At 69.6% G+C, this 17,234-nt stretch carries 13 protein-coding genes; 10 read left to right on the top strand and 3 right to left on the bottom strand.

Annotated elements, in window-relative coordinates:
* The first annotated feature begins 8 nt into the window (after positions 1–8).
* From B2G71_RS12395 to B2G71_RS12415, 5 genes are all read left to right on the top strand, one after another.
* Positions 9–1,226 (top strand): M20 family metallopeptidase, encoded by a 1,218-nt coding sequence (locus tag B2G71_RS12395; protein ID WP_098106156.1) that lies wholly within the window; start codon positions 9–11, stop codon positions 1,224–1,226.
* Positions 1,227–1,323: 97 nt separating this feature from the next.
* Positions 1,324–1,779, top strand: coding sequence for a nuclear transport factor 2 family protein (locus tag B2G71_RS12400; RefSeq protein ID WP_098106160.1), 456 nt, complete (start codon positions 1,324–1,326; stop codon positions 1,777–1,779).
* A complete protein-coding gene (locus B2G71_RS12405; protein ID WP_240530138.1) occupies positions 1,776–2,717 on the top strand; it encodes a hypothetical protein in 942 nt (313 codons plus the stop codon). The genes B2G71_RS12400 and B2G71_RS12405 overlap by 4 nt, the downstream gene beginning before the upstream one ends.
* Positions 2,717–3,418 (top strand): AAA family ATPase, encoded by a 702-nt coding sequence (locus B2G71_RS12410; RefSeq protein WP_098106167.1) that lies wholly within the window; start codon positions 2,717–2,719, stop codon positions 3,416–3,418. Before B2G71_RS12405 ends, B2G71_RS12410 begins: the two co-directional genes overlap by 1 nt.
* A 64-nt stretch (positions 3,419–3,482) precedes the next feature.
* On the top strand, positions 3,483–7,103 hold the full coding sequence (locus B2G71_RS12415) for a hydantoinase B/oxoprolinase family protein (protein WP_098106171.1): 3,621 nt from the start codon (positions 3,483–3,485) through the stop codon (positions 7,101–7,103).
* Between the two features lie 23 nt (positions 7,104–7,126).
* On the opposite strand, the gene B2G71_RS12420 is transcribed toward B2G71_RS12415, so the two are convergent.
* Entirely contained in the window at positions 7,127–9,601 is a 2,475-nt protein-coding gene (locus B2G71_RS12420) for a TonB-dependent receptor (RefSeq protein ID WP_098106174.1), read from the bottom strand.
* Between the two features lie 321 nt (positions 9,602–9,922).
* Entirely contained in the window at positions 9,923–10,213 is a 291-nt protein-coding gene (locus tag B2G71_RS12425; RefSeq protein WP_098106178.1) for a GNAT family N-acetyltransferase, read from the bottom strand.
* A gap of 66 nt (positions 10,214–10,279) precedes the next feature.
* Here B2G71_RS12425 and B2G71_RS12430 point away from each other — a divergent pair, with 66 nt between their 5' ends.
* Both B2G71_RS12430 and B2G71_RS12435 read left to right on the top strand, forming a co-directional pair.
* The gene (locus tag B2G71_RS12430; RefSeq protein WP_098106409.1) at positions 10,280–11,275 is read left to right on the top strand and encodes a beta-eliminating lyase-related protein; all 996 of its coding nucleotides are present in this window, start codon (positions 10,280–10,282) and stop codon (positions 11,273–11,275) included.
* Complete coding sequence (locus tag B2G71_RS12435) at positions 11,272–12,195, top strand: DMT family transporter (RefSeq protein ID WP_098106181.1); 924 nt, start codon at positions 11,272–11,274, stop codon at positions 12,193–12,195. The genes B2G71_RS12430 and B2G71_RS12435 overlap by 4 nt, the downstream gene beginning before the upstream one ends.
* On the opposite strand, the gene B2G71_RS12440 is transcribed toward B2G71_RS12435, so the two are convergent.
* Positions 12,096–12,929: an NAD(P)-dependent oxidoreductase gene (locus B2G71_RS12440; protein ID WP_098106184.1), complete on the bottom strand. Its 834-nt coding sequence runs from the start codon at positions 12,927–12,929 to the stop codon at positions 12,096–12,098. The genes B2G71_RS12435 and B2G71_RS12440 overlap by 100 nt on opposite strands.
* A 77-nt stretch (positions 12,930–13,006) precedes the next feature.
* Between B2G71_RS12440 and pepN the strand changes: the two genes are divergently transcribed.
* The 3 genes from pepN to petA all read left to right on the top strand — a co-directional run bounded on the left by pepN (position 13,007) and on the right by petA (position 17,211).
* Positions 13,007–15,673 carry an aminopeptidase N gene (gene pepN / locus B2G71_RS12445; protein ID WP_098106187.1) on the top strand — a complete coding sequence of 889 codons (2,667 nt, stop codon included), beginning with the start codon at positions 13,007–13,009 and terminating at the stop codon, positions 15,671–15,673.
* Positions 15,670–16,458: a peptidoglycan editing factor PgeF gene (gene pgeF, locus B2G71_RS12450; RefSeq protein ID WP_098106191.1), complete on the top strand. Its 789-nt coding sequence runs from the start codon at positions 15,670–15,672 to the stop codon at positions 16,456–16,458. Before pepN ends, pgeF begins: the two co-directional genes overlap by 4 nt.
* 186 nt (positions 16,459–16,644) lie before the next feature.
* Complete coding sequence (gene petA / locus B2G71_RS12455) at positions 16,645–17,211, top strand: ubiquinol-cytochrome c reductase iron-sulfur subunit (RefSeq protein WP_098106194.1); 567 nt, start codon at positions 16,645–16,647, stop codon at positions 17,209–17,211.
* The last annotated feature ends 23 nt before the right edge of the window (positions 17,212–17,234 follow it).

The following is a 17,234-nucleotide window of genomic DNA, read 5'->3' on the forward strand; positions in this document are numbered from 1 at the left end:
ATGCCGCGATGACGAGTGATATTCTCCACGCCGAGGCCGAGAGCCTCGCGCCGAAGATCTCGGCGCTGCGACGCGCCATCCACGCCGATCCCGAACTGGGCCTGATGACCCCGCGCACGCGCGACAAGGTTCGCGAAGCGCTGGCGCACCTGCCGCTCGAATGGCGCGAGGGCCCGTCCACCACCGGCCTCGTCGCGACGCTCGAGGGCGAGGCGGGCGCGGGCGGCTCGGTGCTGCTGCGCGGCGACATGGACGCGCTGCCGATGCCCGAGGAGACCGGGCTCGCCTTCGCCTCGGCCAATCCCGGGGTGATGCACGCGTGCGGCCACGACGCGCATACCGCCATGCTCGCAGGCGCGGCCGAGATCCTGTGCCGGCGGCGCGCCTCGCTCGAGGGCGAGGTCCGCTTCATGTTCCAGCCGGGCGAGGAGGGCCACCATGGCGCGCGCTTCATGCTCGAGGACGGTCTGCTCGGCGGCGAGGGGACCGGGCTCGCGCTGCCCGACGCGGCCTTCGCGCTGCATGTCATGCCAAATGCGCCGCATGGCCTGATCGGCGGCCGGGCCGGGCCGCTGCTGGCCGCGGCCGACCAGATCGAGATCACCGTCACCGGTCGCGGCGGCCATGCCTCGATGCCGCACGACACGCGCGATCCGGTGCCGATCGCCTGCGAGATCGTAAGCGCGATCCAGACCATGGTCGCGCGCCGCTTCTCGGTGTTCGATCCGGTCGTGGTCACGATTTCGAAAATCGACGGGGGCACCGCGCACAACGTCATCGCCGACGACGCGCGGATGCTCGGCACGATGCGCACGCTCTCGGCCGCCAACCGCGCGCGGCTGCGCGAGGAACTGCCGCTGCTCGCGGCCGGGATCGCCGGCGCGCACGGGCTGACCGCCGAGGTCACCATCATCGAGGGCTTCCCGGTCACCTTGTGCGACGCGCGCGCGGTCGATTTCGGCGAGAGTGTGGCGCGCGCGATGTTCGGCGCGGATGCCTTCCGGCGGCTCGCCGATCCGATCATGGGCGCCGAGGATTTCGCCTATGTGCTCGAAAAGGTGCCGGGCGCGATGTTCTTCCTCGGCGTCAGCCACGAAGGCGAGGATTGGCGGCACTGCTGCGGTATTCACTCGACCCGGATGATGGTCGACGAGACGGTGATGCCGCAAGGCGCGGCCTATCTCGCCGGCCTCGCCGAGCGGTTCCTCGCCGGCGGCTTCGCCTGAGCGGTAATTCGCGCGAGGTTGCCGACATGTCGTGCAGCCGCGCTTGCATCGCCGCGCGGTGCGTGCTGCCGTCTCCCGAAACAGACCGGGAGCAGGCATGGACGGGCTCAAGCGGCTCGAGGCGATCGAGGCGATCCGCAACCTCAAGGCGCGCTATTTCCGCCTGATCGACACCAAGTGCTGGGTCGAGCTTGCCGGCCTGTTCGCGCGTGACCTCGAAGTGCGCACGCCCGAGGGCGCGGTCTACGTATCGGGCGGCCAGGCCTACGCCGAGAGCCTGCGGCAGTCGCTCGAGCGCGCGGTCTCGTGCCACCAGGGCCTGACCGGCGAGGTCGAGATTACCGGCGACGCCACGGCACGCGGCATCTGGGCGATGCAGGACGTCATCGAATGGGCCGAGGCCCATCCGCGGATGGGCTGGAAGTCGATCCTCGGCCGCGGCCACTACCACGAGACCTATCGCATCGAAAACGGCGCCTGGCGCATCGCGACGCTGACGCTCACGCGGCTGCGGCTCGACGTGACATGGCCCGACGGAAGGAAGCCGGCATGACCGACCTCGCATTCGCCGACCACTTCGGCGCGGGCCGCGACGACAATCCGTACTGGAACGAGAGCGTGTGGTTCTCGGTCTCGATTCCCGAGCGGCACATCCACGGGATGATCCAGTACTATTTCCGCCCGAACATGGGGATGCTCAACGGCGGGCCGTGCCTGTGGGACCGCGACCGGCGCTTCCAGTGGGATTGCCTCCATTACAACTGGAGCCATCTCCAGGCGATGCCCCCGGTAGAGGGCAAGTTCGACATGAAGGCGCGCAATTCGCTCTCGTGCCGGATGATCGAGCCGATGACGCGCTACAAGATCGATTACGACAAGGACGGCCTCGTGCTCGACCTCGAATGGGAGGCGATCGGTCCGCCGCACGAACTGAAGACGGGCGACGGCGGCCAGCAGGCCACGGCCAAGTTCCATATCGAGCAGCCCGGCCGGATGACCGGCACGATCGCGCGCCACGGCGAGGTCTTCGCGGTCGACTGCTATTCGATGCGCGATACCTCGTATGGCGCGCGCGAGTACGAATCGCTCGCCTGCGGCGGCTACTTCTGGGGCATTGCCGAGGGCCGCAGCTTTCACGCGCTGTGCATGGGCGAGGGCCGCGAGGCGACCTGTATCGGCGGCTACGTGATGCGGGACGGCAAGATGGCGAGCCTCGTTTCCGGGCGTCGTGACGTGTTCGAGTGGAGCGCGTTCGGCCCCGCGCGCTTCCGCTTCGAGGGCACCGACGAACTGGGGCGCGCGATCAGCGTGATGGGCAAGATCGATCCCGGCCTCGTCTTCACAGGCTATACCGACCACACCGTCCACTGGTCGCTCGCGCAGTGGGACTGGGACGGGGTCGAGCTGTGGGGCGACAACCAGGAGTTCTCGCCCGCCGAGCGGTTTCGCCTGATCGCGCGCGGCGAGCGCTCGCTGGAGGACGTCGGCTGATGGCGGCGGGACCGGCCGGGGTGCTGGGGCGGATCGTCGTCGTCAACGGCACCTCGGGATCGGGCAAGTCGACCGCCTGCGAACTCTTCCAGAAGCGCCAGGAGGACTACTGGCTGCTTTACGGCATCGACCATTTCACCGCGAACACGCTGCCCGCCAAGTACGGGCACCACGGCCCGCTCGCCAGCCGGGGCATCATGGCGGTGCCGCGCGATCCCGCCGATCCCGACGGGCCGCTCAAGTGGGTCTTCGCCGAGAATGCGAGGCGCGCCTTCGCCGCGATGCACGAATGGATGGCCTCGGTCTCGCGGCAGGGGCTCAATGTCGTGTTCGACCACTTGCTGATGATGGACCCGCCGGTACTGCAGGACCTAATCTGGCGGACCGAGGGGCTTCCGGTGCTGATGGTCACGCTCAAACCGCCGTTCGACGTGCTCGAACAGCGCGTGGCGGAACGGCGGATGGACAAGAAGATCCCGGTCGACCTGCTCGGCGAGGACGCGGCGCGCAAGATCGTCGACCGGCTGACCCGGCTGCGGCCGTTCTTCTACGACGAGATCTACCGCAATCCGGTGGCCGACCTCACCATCGACACGGCCGAGCATGATCCCGAAGCGGTCTGCGCGATGATCGAGGCGCGGCTCGCGCAAGGGCCGGGGACCGCTTTCGAAGAGCTGCGGGCGATGCACCCGCGCCCTTGATCGCCGCACCGGGCGCAACGCACTGAGCCTTGGACTGGCGGGCAAGAACCGTCATAGGCAAGGCATGGATGCACAATCGCGCTGGCAGTTCTGGGTCGATCGCGGCGGCACCTTCACCGATGTCGTCGCGCGCCGACCCGATGGATCGATCGAACGGCTCAAACTGCTCTCCGAAGACCCCGAACGCTATCGGGACGCGGCGGTCGAGGCGATGCGCCGGCTGACGGGGGCGGACGAGGGCGCGCTGCCGCCGTCCGAGCTGCGGCTCGGCACCACCGTCGCCACCAACGCCCTGCTCGAACGCAAGGGCGAGCCGGTGCTGCTGGCGATCACCCGCGGGTTCGGCGACGCGCTGCGCATCGGCACGCAGGAGCGGCCCGACATCTTCGCGCGCGAAATCGTCCTGCCCGAACCGCTGGCGCGCGCGGTCGCCGAGATCAATGAGCGAGTCGGCGCCGACGGCACGGTCTATCGTCCGCTCGACGAAGAGGCCGCGCGCACCGCACTGCGCAAGCACCACGCGGCGGGGCTGCGCGCCGTCGCGATCGTGCTGATGCACGGCTACCGCTATCCCGCGCACGAGGCGGCGCTGGCGCGGATCGCGCGCGAGGAAGGCTTCGAGCAGGTTTCGGTGAGCCACGAGGTCGCGCCGCTGATCAAGCTGATCGCGCGTGGCGACACCAGCGTGATCGACGCCTATCTCTCGCCGGTGCTGCGGCGCTATGTCGCGGGTCTGGAAGCGGGGCTCGGCGAGGCGGTGGAAGCGCTGTTCATGCAGTCTGGCGGGGGCCTTGCCGCCGGCGCGGCGTTCCACGGCAAGGACGCGATCCTCTCGGGCCCGGCGGGCGGCATCGTCGGCATGGCCGCAGTGGCGCGAGAGGCGGGCTTCGACCACGTCGTCGGCTTCGACATGGGCGGCACCTCGACCGACGTCTCGCACTACGCGGGCGAATACGAGCGTGACAGCGAGGCGCGGCTTGCCGGCGTGCGCGTGCGTGCGCCGATGATGCGGATCGAGACCGTCGCCGCGGGCGGCGGCTCGATCTGCGCCTTCGACGGCGCGCGCTTTCTCGTCGGCCCCGGCTCGGCGGGCGCGGTGCCGGGTCCGGCCTGCTACCGGCGCGGCGGCCCGCTCGCGGTGACCGACTGCAACCTCCTGCTCGGCAAGCTGCGGCCCGGGCACTTTCCGCACGTCTTCGGGCCCCAGGGCGACGAGCCGCTCTCGCTCGCGGCGGCGCGCGCGCGGATGGACGAGCTGCTCGGCGAGGTCGAGGCCGCGACCGGCAAGCGCCCGACGCGCGAGGAGGCGGCGGAAGGGTTCCTTTCCATCGCCGTCGCCAACATGGCCAATGCGATCAAGACGGTCTCGCTGCGGCGCGGCCATGACGTCACGCGCGCGGCGATGGTCTGCTTCGGCGGCGCGGCGGGCCAGCACGCCTGCGCCGTCGCCGATGCGCTGGGGGTGACGCAGGTCCTGTGTCACCCGCTCGCGAGCGTGCTTTCGGCCTACGGCATGGGGCTCGCCGACCGCTCGGTGCTGCGCGAGGCGAGCCTTGGCCTGCCGCTCGACGCGGACGCTTGCGCGGCGATCGACGACGCCGTCGCCGACATCGCCGAAAAGGCGGCCGACGAACTCGCCGCGCAGGGCCTCGCGCGCGCGACGATCCGCACCCGCCCTCTGCTGGCGCTGCGCCCGGCGGGCAGCGAGAACACCGTCGAAGTGCCGCACGGCGCGTTCGAGGCGATGCGCGAGGCGTTCGACGCGGCCTGGCGCGCGCGCTTCGGCTTCGGCGCGAGTGGCGCGATCGTCGCCGAAGCGGTGCGCGCCGAAGCGGTGTCGGCGAGCGAACACGCGGGCGGGCGCACGCTCGTCCTGCCCGAGCGCTCGGCGCCGCCGCTCGAGCAGGTCGCGGTATTTCTGGGAGGGCGCACGCGCGAGGTTCCCCTCCGCCGGCGCGAGGACCTTGCGGCGGGCTTCGAAGCGGCGGGACCGTTGCTGGTGGTCGACGATGTTTCGACGATCGTCGTCGAGCCGGGCTGGAGCATGCGGGTCGACGCTTTCGGCAACATCGTGCTCACGCGCATCGCGCCGGTCTCGCGCGCGCTGGGCGGCGGCACCGAATGCGATCCGGTGCGGCTCGAGATCATGAGCGCGCTGTTCATGGCCGTGGCCGAGGAAATGGGCGCGGCGCTCCAGTTCAGCGCCAGCTCGGTCAACATCCGCGAGCGGCTCGACTTCTCCTGCGCGGTGTTCGATCGCGAGGGGCGGCTTGTCGCCAACGCGCCGCACATGCCGGTGCACCTCGGCTCGATGGGCGAGAGCGTGCGCACGATCCTGGCGAGGCGCGGCGACGCGGGCGACGGAGCCGCCGACGGGCGCGGCATGCTGCCGGGCGACGTCTACGTGCTCAACGCGCCCTATGACGGCGGCACCCATCTGCCCGACATAACCGTGATCATGCCCGTCTTCGCCGAAGAGGGCGACGCGGTGCCCGCCTGGTTCGTCGCGGCGCGCGGTCACCATGCCGATGTCGGCGGAATCAGCCCCGGCTCGATGCCGCCGGGCAGCCGGACCATCGCCGAGGAAGGCGTGCTGCTCGACAACGAACTGCTCGTCGATCGCGGCGAGATGCGCGAGGACGCGATGCGCGCGCTTCTCGCCTCGGGCGAGTGGCCGGCGCGCAACGTGGACCAGAACATCGCCGACCTGCGCGCGCAAGTCGCGGCCTGCGCGCGCGGCGCGGCCGAGCTGCGCCGCATCGCCGGCGAGCAGGGCCGCGACGTCGTCGATGCCTACATGGCCTACGCGCAGGACCATGCCGAAAGCGCGGTGCGCGCGCTGATCGACCGGCTTGCCGACGGCCGCTTCCGCGTGCCGATGGACAACGGCGCGACGATCGCGGTCTCGGTCACGATCGACCGCGATGCGCGCGGCGCGACGATCGACTTCGCCGGCACCAGCGCGCAGCTCGGCGACAACTTCAACGCGCCGCTGCCGGTGGTGCGCGCGGCGGTGCTCTATGTCGTGCGCACGCTGCTCGACGACTCGGTGCCGATGAACGAAGGCTGCCTCGCGCCGCTCACGATCCGCGTGCCCGAAGGCTCGATGCTGCACCCGCGTCCCCCCGCCGCGGTGGTCGCCGGCAATGTCGAGACCAGCCAGGCGATCACCGACGCGCTGTTCGGCGCGCTCGGCGCGATGGCGGCGGCGCAGGGCACGATGAACAATTTCACCTTCGGCGATGCCACGCGCCAGTACTACGAGACGATCGCGGGCGGCGCGGGCGCGGGGCCCGGGTTCGACGGTGCCGACGTGGTGCAGACGCACATGACCAACAGCCGCCTGACCGATCCCGAAGTGCTCGAGAGCAAGTTCCCGGTCGTGCTCGAGGAATTCTCGATCCGGCGCGGCTCGGGCGGCGCGGGCGCGCACAAGGGCGGCGATGGGGCCTTGCGGCGGATGCGCTTTCTCGAGCCGATGACGGCGGGAATCCTCGCCAACCGCCGCGAGACCGCGCCTTTCGGGCTGGCGGGCGGGGGCGACGGCGCCCCCGGCGCGAACCGCGTCGAACGCGCCGACGGCCGCGTCGAGACCCTGCCCGCGACCGCGTCGGTGGCGATGGCGCCGGGCGATGTCTTCGTGATCGAGACTCCGGGCGGCGGCGGCTACGGCGAGCCGGACTAGCGCCGGCCCGCCGCGGCGCGCGCCTACCAGGCGGTGGGCTTGAGCGTCAGGCGCAGGAACACCTGGCGGCCGCGATCGGGAATGCAGGCGAGTTCGTCCACCCCCGAGGCGTTCTGGATCGGCGTGCCGAACACGGGCGATGCGAAGACCTGCCCGGTCGCGCCGCTGTAGGTGGTGCAATTGCCCGCCGTGTACTTGTTGGTGAGGTTGTTGCCCACCAGCGAGACTTCCCAGCCCCCGTCCTCGGCGCCGATGCGCACGTTGGCGTTGAGCTTGGCATAGGCCGGCTGGACGAGGTCTTCGCGCGACTTGCGCCCGAGGCCGCGCAGGAAGCTGGATGAGTACTGTCCGCTCACGCCCAGGCCCAGCATGAGGTTGCTTCCGAACGGCGTCTCGTAATCGATCGAGGCCGTGCCGGTCCAGTCGGCGGCCTTGGGCAGCGGGGCGCCCGCGAGGTTCTGCCCGTTGTACTTCACCGGGTTGCCGCTCTCGTCGAGCACGAAGAAGCCGGCGGCGAGCTGGCCCGGGTCGGTGACGGGCGTGGGGAACTGGTCGCAGCCCAGCGCGATCGTCTGACCGCCATAGCATGGAGCGCCGTCGAACTCGGTAAAGCGCGCGTGGTTCCAGTTGACCGCGAGGAAGGCGGTCAGCCCGTCGATCGCGGCGGGCCGGTAGGTCACGTCGAAGTCGAGGCCGTAGACCTTCGACTTGCCCGCGTTGATCGTGCGGATCACCGGGATGCCGCCCTGCGCCACTTCGTTCGCGCCGACCTGAAGGTCGGAATACTTGTAGTAGTAAAATGCGCCGTTGAGCGTGAGCGCCCGGTCGGCCACGCGCGCCTTCACGCCCACTTCGCCGCCCTGCACCTTTTCGTCGCCGAACGAATTGTCGACGCCGGGGGCGGGGGGCGCGGTGAGGATGTAGGAACCCGACTTGTAGCCCTGCTTGAGCGCGCCGAAGACGGTGAAGTCGTCGGTCGGCGTGTACGTGATGGTCAGTTCGGGCGACCAGTTCTTCGAGCGGATGCTCGGCTTGCCGACGGTGATCGGCGTGGGTTCGTCGTAAAGGCCGGTAAGACGCGCCGCGTCATCCGAGCGCTTTTCGTCGGTGTAGCGCACACCGGCCGCGATCTCGAGCGAATCGAGCGCTTGCCAGCGGGCCTGCCCGAAGGCCGACCAGACCTCGATCGAGACGTCGTTGATGCCGGCGGTCAGCACGGTCGGCAGGCCGAGGAAGCGGTTGCCGCCCACGTAGACGCGGTTGCGCACATAGGCGTCCTGATAGAATCCGCCGACCAGGAAATTGAGCGGGCTCGACCAGTCGGACTGGAGCCGCAGTTCCTGGGTGAAGTCGCGGCGGTCGAAGTCGTTGTCCGCGATTAGCGTGGGGCCCGAATAGCCCGAGTTCACGCCGTTGAGCAGGCCGTCGACCGCGTTGCGGTAATAGCCCGAGGTCGAGGTCAGCGTGAGCTGGCTCGCCACGTCGGCGTTCAGTTCGAGCGTGCCGAAGGTCGTGGCGTAGCTGAGGCCGGGCACACCGGCGCGTCGCACGTTCGGGAAGGCCGCGGGATCGAGATCGACGATGTAGACCGTGCGATCGATCTTGCAGTCCTCGTTCGGGTTGACGAACTGCGGGATCGGGAAGACGAACGGCGGCGGGACGATCCCGTCGGGGCAAGAGCCGTAGGGCGCGCCGCCGCCGACCACTTCCTTCTCGGTGCGGTTGATCTTGAGCCGGGCGCTGAAGCCCGGGGCGGGCTCCCACACCACCGTGCCGCGCACGATGTATTCGTCGCCGCCGTTGTAGCGGTCGCTCGAGGGCGTCACCGCGCCGGTGCCCGGCAGTGCCGTCGCCTTGTTGAAGAAGTAGCCGTCGTCCTTCGCGTACATCGCCGCGACACGCACGCCCAGCGTGTCGCCGAGCGGACCCGACATGATCAGCTCGCCGCGCTTCTCGCGTGCCTCGAAGCCGTAGATGGCGCGGGCGATCAGCTCGGGTTCGAGACCCGGGTCGGCGGTGCGGATCGCGATCACGCCGCCGGGGCTGTTCTTGCCGAAGAACAGCGCCTGCGGTCCCTTGAGCACTTCGATCTGGGCCATGTCGAACACGCCGACCGAATAGGAAGCGCCTTGCGTGAGCTGGAGGCCGTCGATGTTGAGCGAGACCGACTGGTCGACGCCCGCGTCGAGCGTCGAGGTGCCGACGCCGCGCAGCGAGATCTGCGTGCCGACGGTGAGCACGTTGCCGCCCACCTGAAGGCCCGCGACCTTCTCGGTCAGCGCGTTGATGTCGTTGACCTGCGATTGCTGCAGTTCCTCGCCCGAGATCACGGTCTCGATGACAGGCACCTGCAGCACCGATTCCTGCCGCTTGCGCGCCGTGACGATGATGTCGCCCTTTTCGACCCGCGCGCTTTGCGGTGCGTCCTGCGCCGCGGCCGGCGCGGTCCATGCGATGACGCCGCCGGCAGCGGCGGCAAGCAAAAATGCCTTACCCATTTGCCCTCCCCTCGAACCTTCGAACGGGACGGGCCTGCGCCGACGGCGCAAGAAACGCTCATCCCGTGTCGCGCCGGCGGTAATCGGTGTCGTGTTCCCGTCCGGCGTGGCGGTTCATGCACCGAATCATGGGGCGGGCAGCGGCAGATGATGCGAAAAGCGTCGATTTGAGGCGCGACGCGGCGCCGTTTTCCAGCGTGATCTCGCGCTATTGCGGCCTTGGACAAGAGCAGCGCCGGCGCGGGCATGGCGGGATCTGGCCCGCCTCGCGCGCCGAAGCCGCCCGCGCCAGCCTCGGCGGCGCGTGCGACCCGCGCCCGTTCAGGCCTTCACGTCGTCCCACTCGGGGTGCTTCTTGAAGGCGGCGACAACGTAGCTGCACAAGGGCTTTACCTTGAAGTCGTTCTCCCGCGCGTCGGCGATGAGCGCCTCGACCAGACGCGCAGCGACGCCGCGTCCGCCGATCTCCGGCGGGACGAGCGTATGGTCGGCGACATGCACGCCGTCGCGCTCGACCCAGGTCAGGCGGCCGATGTGTTCGCTGTCGGCAAGGTGCGCCTGGTATTCGCCCGCGTCGCCGCGGTCTTGCTTGGTGATGGTCAGGCCGGTCATGACAATGCTCCTGTTACCGGTCGGCGCGCTTGACGACAGCGCGATCCGCTCGCAGGCGATATGGCCATGAAGTTCATGTCCGACAATGCCGCCGCCGTTCATCCCGATGTCTGGAGCGCGATGCTCGCCGCGGACTCCGCCGATTCGCCCTACGACAACGACGCGCTCAGCCGCGAGCTGGATGCCGCGTTCACGCAGCTTTTCGGGCGCGAGTGCGCCGCGCTCTGGGTCGCGACCGGAACCGCGGCGAACTGCCTCGCGCTCGCCGCGATGTGCGCGCCGCACGGAGCGGTCGTGTGCCATCGCGAGGCGCATATCGAGGTCGACGAAGCCGGCGCGCCGGGGTTCTTCATGCACGGCGCCAAGCTGATCCTTGCCGAGGGCGCGCATGCCAAGCTGACCCCCGAAGCGGTGGCCGCGGTGGTCGAACCGATCCGCGACGACGTCCACCAGGTGCAGCCCTACGCGGTCTCGATCACCCAGGCGAGCGAGTACGGCTGCGTCTACCGGCCCGGCGAACTCGCCGCGCTCTCGGGCTATGTAAAGGAACGCGGGCTCGGCCTCCACGTTGACGGCGCGCGCTTCGCCAATGCCGTCGCCCACCTCGGCTGCGCGCCCGCCGAAGCCTGCGCCGGGGCCGATGCGCTCAGCTTCGGGTTCGTCAAGAACGGCGGCCTCGGCGCCGAGGCGATCGTCTTCTTCGACCCCGAGATGGCGCATGTCGTGCGCTATCGCCGCAAGCGCGCGGGACACCTCCAGTCGAAGGGCCGGTTCATGGCCGCGCAGATCCTGGCGATGCTCGACGACGGGCTCTGGCTCACGAACGCCCGCGCGGCGAACGCCGCCGCGAGCGAGATCGCGGCCGCCGCCGGCGCGCGCCTGCTTCACCCGGTCGAGGCCAACGAGGTCTTTCTCAGCGTGACGGCGGCCGAGCGCGCGGCGCTGCGCGCGCAAGGCTTCGAATTCTACGACTGGGGCGCGGATGCTGCGCGCCTCGTCACCGCCTGGGACGCCGACGGCGACCATGTCGCCGCGCTGGCCGGGGCGATCGAGGCGCTATGACGGCGGACGCGCCGCACACCTTGCTCCAGCCGAAGATCGCCCTTCCGTTCCTGCTGGTCTGCCTGATCTGGGGTTCGACCTGGCTGGTCATCACCGATCAGATCGGCGACGTCCCGGCGAGCTGGTCGGTCGCCTACCGCTTCGCCCTGGCGACGCCGGCGATGTTCGCGGTCGCGCTGGCGATGAAGCGCAGCCTGCGGGTCGGCCGGGCCGGGCACGGGCTCGCCGCGGTGGTCGGAGCGACGCAGTTCTTCGGCAACTACACCTTCGTCTATCGCGCCGAACTCTACCTCACCTCGGGGATCGTGGCGCTGATGATCGGCCTGATGCTCGTGCCCAACGCGATCCTGGGCCGTATCCTGCTGCGCCAGCCCATCACGCGCGGCTTCGTTCTGGGCAGCGCGATCGCGATCGCGGGGCTCGCGTTGATGCTCGTGCACGAGGCGCGCGCCGCGCCGGTCGCGGGCAACGTTGCCCTTGGTATCCTCTTCGCGGTGATCGCGATGCTCTGCGCATCGGTCTCCAACGTGGTGCAGGCCAACGAGACCGGGCGCGCGCTGCCGATGGTCAGCCTGCTCGCCTGGGCGATGCTCTACGGCACCGCGATCGACATCGCCGTCGCCTGGGCGAGCGCCGGACCGCCGGTCTTGCCCGACCGGCCGCGCTACTGGGCGGGGACGGCCTACCTCGCGCTGTTCGGCTCGGTGGTCACTTTCCCCCTCTACTACACGCTGATTCGCCAGCTCGGCGCGGGCCGCGCGGCCTACAACGGCGTGGTCGTGGTGGTGATCGCGATGCTGCTCTCGACGGCGTTCGAGGGCTATCGCTGGACGGCGCTGGCAACGTCGGGCGCGGTGCTGGCGATGGCGGGGCTGGTCGTGGCCTTGAGGGCGCGCAACCCGGCGGCGAAGTCGGGATAGGCCGGACGCCAGCCGAGCACGCGCTTGGCCTTGCCGTTGGCGACGCGGCGGTTCTCGGCATAGAAGCCGCGCGCCATCGGTGAAAGCCCTGCCTCGTCGATCGACTGCAGCGGCGGCGGCGCCACGCCGAGCAGCGCGCAGGCCGCTTCCACCAGCCGGTTCTGGCTGCACGGCAGGTCGTCGGCGAGGTTGTAGGCGCCGCCCGGCGCTTCGAGCCCGCGCAGGACCGCTGCGGCGATATCGGCGACATGGATGCGGCTGAAGACTTGTCCAGGCAGGTCGATGCGATGCGCGCGGCCCTCGCGGATGCGATCGAACACGCTGCGCCCCGGCCCGTAGATGCCGGGAAGGCGATAGACCCGCGCGCCGAGATCGCACCAGGCGGCATCGGCCTCGGCGCGCGCCACGCGCCGGCCGGTTCCGGTCGGCGAACTTTCGTCGACCCAGGCGCCGCCGGCATCGCCGTAGACGCCCGTCGAGGAGAGGTAGGACAACGGCTTGCCGGCCAGCGCCGCGCCATAGCGGTCGAGCACGGGGTCGAGCCCCTGGCCGCCCGGCGGCACGGAGGACAGCACGTGATCGGCATCGGCGAGCGCCATGCGCACCGTGCCTTCGTCGTCGAACCCGATGTCTCCCTCGCGTCCGGTCGCGACGACTTCCCAGCCTTGCGTGGGAAGAAGGCGGGCGACATGGCCGGCGGCGTAGCCGAGGCCGAAAATGAACATGCGCGGCATCGTCCCATTCCTAGCGTCAATCGCCGCGCGGACGAAAGACGCCTTACATTCCGCGCGCGAAGGCCTACGTAGCGCGGATGGATATCGCCAGCAGACCTTCAGAGCCCGCAGCCAATCCCGAAATCGCCGACGCCGCGCCGCCGCCGACCGCGCCGCCGGTGATTCGCCGCGAAGACTATCTCGCGCCGCCCTGGCTGGTCCCGGACATCGCGCTCGACTTCGCGCTCGGCCTCGATTCGACGCGAATCGCCTCCAAGCTTTCGGTTCGCCGCAATCCCGAGGGCAACGGCGAGGCGACGCTGCGGCTCAACGGCGACGGCCTCGCTCCGGCCTCGGTCAAGGTCGACGGCGAAGCGATCGACGACTGGCGCCTCGACGGCCCCGACCTGCTTCTCGACCTTGCCGGCGACGCGCACACGGTCGAGATCGAGACCGTGGTGAATCCGGCGGCGAACAGCCAGCTCATGGGCCTTTATGCCTCGAGCGGCATGCTGTGCACGCAATGCGAGGCCGAGGGCTTCCGCCGCATCACCTTCTTTCCCGACCGGCCCGACGTCCTGTCGGTCTACCGGGTGCGCATGGAGGGCGACAAGGCCGCCTTCCCGATTCTGCTTTCGAACGGCAATTGCGAGGGCCGGGGCGAGACCGCCGAGGGCCGCCACTGGGCCGAGTGGCACGATCCCTGGCCCAAGCCGAGCTACCTCTTCGCGCTGGTCGCAGGCGCGCTCGTCGCCAATTCGGACAGCTTCACCACTCGCTCGGGCCGCGAGGTCGCGCTCAACATCTGGGTCCGCCCCGGCGACGAGGCGCGCACCGATCACGCGATGGCCTCGCTCAAGGCGGCGATGAAGTGGGACGAGGAGGCTTTCGGCCGCGAATACGACCTCGACCTCTTCAACATCGTCGCGGTCTCCGACTTCAACATGGGGGCGATGGAGAACAAGGGGCTCAACGTCTTCAACACGCGCTACGTCCTCGCCGACCCCGAGACCGCGACCGACGCCGACTACGACGGCATCGAGGGCGTGATCGGCCACGAATACTTCCACAACTGGTCGGGCAACCGCGTCACTTGCCGCGACTGGTTCCAACTCAGCCTCAAGGAAGGCTTCACCGTGCTGCGCGACCAGATGTTCAGCGCCGCCATGGGATCGGAGGCGGTCAAGCGCATCGAGGACGTACGCGTGCTCCGCGCGGCGCAGTTCCCGGAGGATTCGGGCCCGCTGGCGCATTCGATCCGGCCCGACTCGTACCAGGAGATCTCGAACTTCTACACCGCGACGGTCTACAACAAGGGCGCCGAGGTGATCCGCATGATGCGCACCATGGCAGGCCCTGAGCGGTTCCGCGCGGGCACCGACCTCTATTTCGAGCGTCACGACGGCGAGGCCGCGACCTGCGAGGACTTCGTCAAGGCGATCGAGGACGGCGCCGAACTGGATCTCGAGCAGTTCCGCCTGTGGTACGCGCAGGCGGGCACGCCGCAGGTCCACGCCAAGCTGATCCACGAAAACGGCTTCGCCACGCTCAAGCTCACCCAGACCGTTCCCGCGACGCCGGGCCAGCCGAACAAGCAGCCGATGCCGATTCCGCTCAAGATCGCGTTGTTCGACCGCGAGACCGGCAAGCACCACGGCGAGGAACTGGTCGTGCTCGAGAAGGAGAGCCAGGACTTTGCCTTCAAGGGCTACCTGCGCCCGCCGGTGCTCTCCATCAACCGCGGCTTTTCCGCGCCGGTCTCGATCGAGGACGATCGGCCCGCCGAGGATCTGGTGTTCCTCGCCGCGCGCGACGATGATCCCTTCGCGCGCTACGAGGCGATGCAGAGCCTCGTCGTCCAGCACCTGATCAAGGCGGTCGGCGGTGAACTCGAGGAGCGCGCGCGCGACGTCGAGCGCGACGCGGTGAGCCAGGCGTTCGAATCGGTGCTCGACGACGATTCGCTCGAGGATCTCATGCGCGGCGAGCTGATGATCCTGCCCGCCGAGGGCTATCTCGCCGAACAGCTTCCCGTCGCCGATCCCAGCGCCATCCATGCCGAGCGCGAGGCGCTCAAGGCTTGGCTCGGCGAGGAACTGCAGGACGACTTTTGCGACCTGCACGACCGCGTCTCGGCCGTGCCCTACAGCCGCGACGCGACCGCGCGGGGCGCGCGCAAGGTCAAGTCGGTCTCGCTGCAATACATCGCCGCCGGCGACCCCGAGGAAGGCGCGGCGCGCGCCCTTGCGCAATATCGCGGCGCCGACAACATGACCGACCGGCAGGGCGCATTGCTGGTGCTCGCCAGCCTCGACGCGCCCGAGCGCGACGAGGCCCTGGCCGACTTCTACAAGCGCTATCAGGGCAATGCGCTCGTCATCGACAAGTGGTTCTCGCTGCAGGCGGGCTCGTTCCATCCCCAGGTGATCGAGCACGTCCAGGCGCTGGCCGGGCACCCCGATTTCACCATGAGCAACCCCAACCGGGTGCGCGCGCTGTACATGGCCTTCGCGGTCAATCCGCATGGCTTCCACGCGGCGAGCGGCGAGGGCTACCGCATCATCGGCGATCTCATTCGCCGGCTCGATCCGATCAACCCGCAGACCGCGGCGCGCTTCGTGCCCTCGCTCGGCCGCTGGCGCCGCATCGAGCCGCGCCGTTCGGCGCTGATGCGCGCCGAGCTGGAGCGAATCGCGGCCTCGCCCTCGCTCTCGCGTGATGTCGTCGAGCAGGTGAGCAAGAGCCTGGCCTCGTCTCCGGAATGACCGATACGGTTGCCGCCGCGGTCGACGTTTTGCGGGCGCGGGCACTGGAGGGTGTCGCCCACGGCTTTCTCGGGCGGGGCGGCGGCGTGTCGACGGGCGCCATGGCCGGCCTCAATGTCGGCCACGGTTCGGGCGACGATCCGGCGCTCATTGCCGAGAACCGGCGCCGCGCGCGCGAGGCGGTCATGCCCGGCGCCCCGCTGCTGACGGTCTATCAGGTCCATTCGCCCGACTGCGTCGTCGTCGCGGCGCCCTGGCACGATGAGGCGCGTCCGCGGGCCGATGCGCTCGTGACCGACCGGCCCGGGCTCCTGCTCGGCATTCTCACCGCCGACTGCGCGCCGGTGCTGCTCGCAGACCGCGAGGCGGGCGTCGTCGGCGCGGCTCATGCCGGCTGGAAAGGCGCGCTCGGCGGCGTGACCGATGCCACGATCGCGCGGATGTGCGAACTCGGCGCGCGGCCCGAGCGGATCGCGGCCGCCGTTGGCCCCTGCATCGCCCAGCCGAGCTACGAAGTCGACGACGGCTTCCGTGCCCGGTTTCTCGAACGCGATGCCGCTTGCGGCGCCCACTTCGCCGCCGGGGCTGCAGGCCACTGGCAGTTCGATCTCGAGGGTTTCGTGGCCGACCGCCTGGCGGCCGCCGGGATCGCCCGTGTCGAGCGCCTCGCGCGCGACACTTATGCCGATCCGGCGCGCTTCTATTCGTACCGCCGCGCCACGCATCGGGGCGAACCGTCGTACGGTCGCCAGATCTCTCTCATCGGTCTCGCCGCAGCCTCCTGAGGACAGAGCCAAAAAGGCGGTTGGCAGGTGCGTTTTTCGCGTCTATCAGCCCCCCAAGTCGGCATGCGACCGGGCCCGTGCCCATGCGCAAGTCGGTTTCGGGGGGTTACCAAGCGTACCACGTTTCACGTTTCCAGCCTGCATGCGGGGATCGGCAGCGGGCGTTGAGGCAAGGCAAGGTCGAACATGGCACAAGAAGCGGTCACTGACACTCCGGATGACGTCACCGGAGAAGGAGTGCGGCGTCGCGACTTTATCAACATCGCCGCTGTCAGCGCGGCGGGTGTTGCGGGCGTTTCGCTCCTGGTTCCGTTGATCAGTCAGATGGCGCCGTCGGCCGACGTGCTCGCCGCCAGCTCGACCGAAGTCGATATCTCCGCGATCCAGCCCGGCCAGGCGATCAAGGCGGTGTTCCGCAAGCAGCCGGTCTTCATCCGCAATCTCACTCCCAAGGAAATCGCCGCGGCCAACGCGGTCAACATTTCCAGCCTGCGTGATCCGCAGACGCTCGCCGAGCGGACCAAGGAAGGCAAGGAGAACTGGCTGATCACCATGGGCGTGTGCACACACCTGGGCTGCGTGCCGCTCGGCGCCGGCGAGGGCGAGAACCGCGGCGAATTCGGCGGCTACTTCTGCCCCTGCCACGGCTCGTCCTACGATACCGCCGCGCGCATCCGCAAAGGTCCGGCCCCGAAGAACCTCGAGGTTCCGGAATACGAATTCACATCCGATACCGTCGTCAAGATCGGCTGAGCCAAGAGAGAGGATCACACACG

The sequence above is a fragment of the Novosphingobium sp. PC22D genome (genome assembly GCF_002556635.1).
In the GTDB taxonomy this organism is placed as follows: Bacteria; Pseudomonadota; Alphaproteobacteria; order Sphingomonadales; family Sphingomonadaceae; genus Novosphingobium.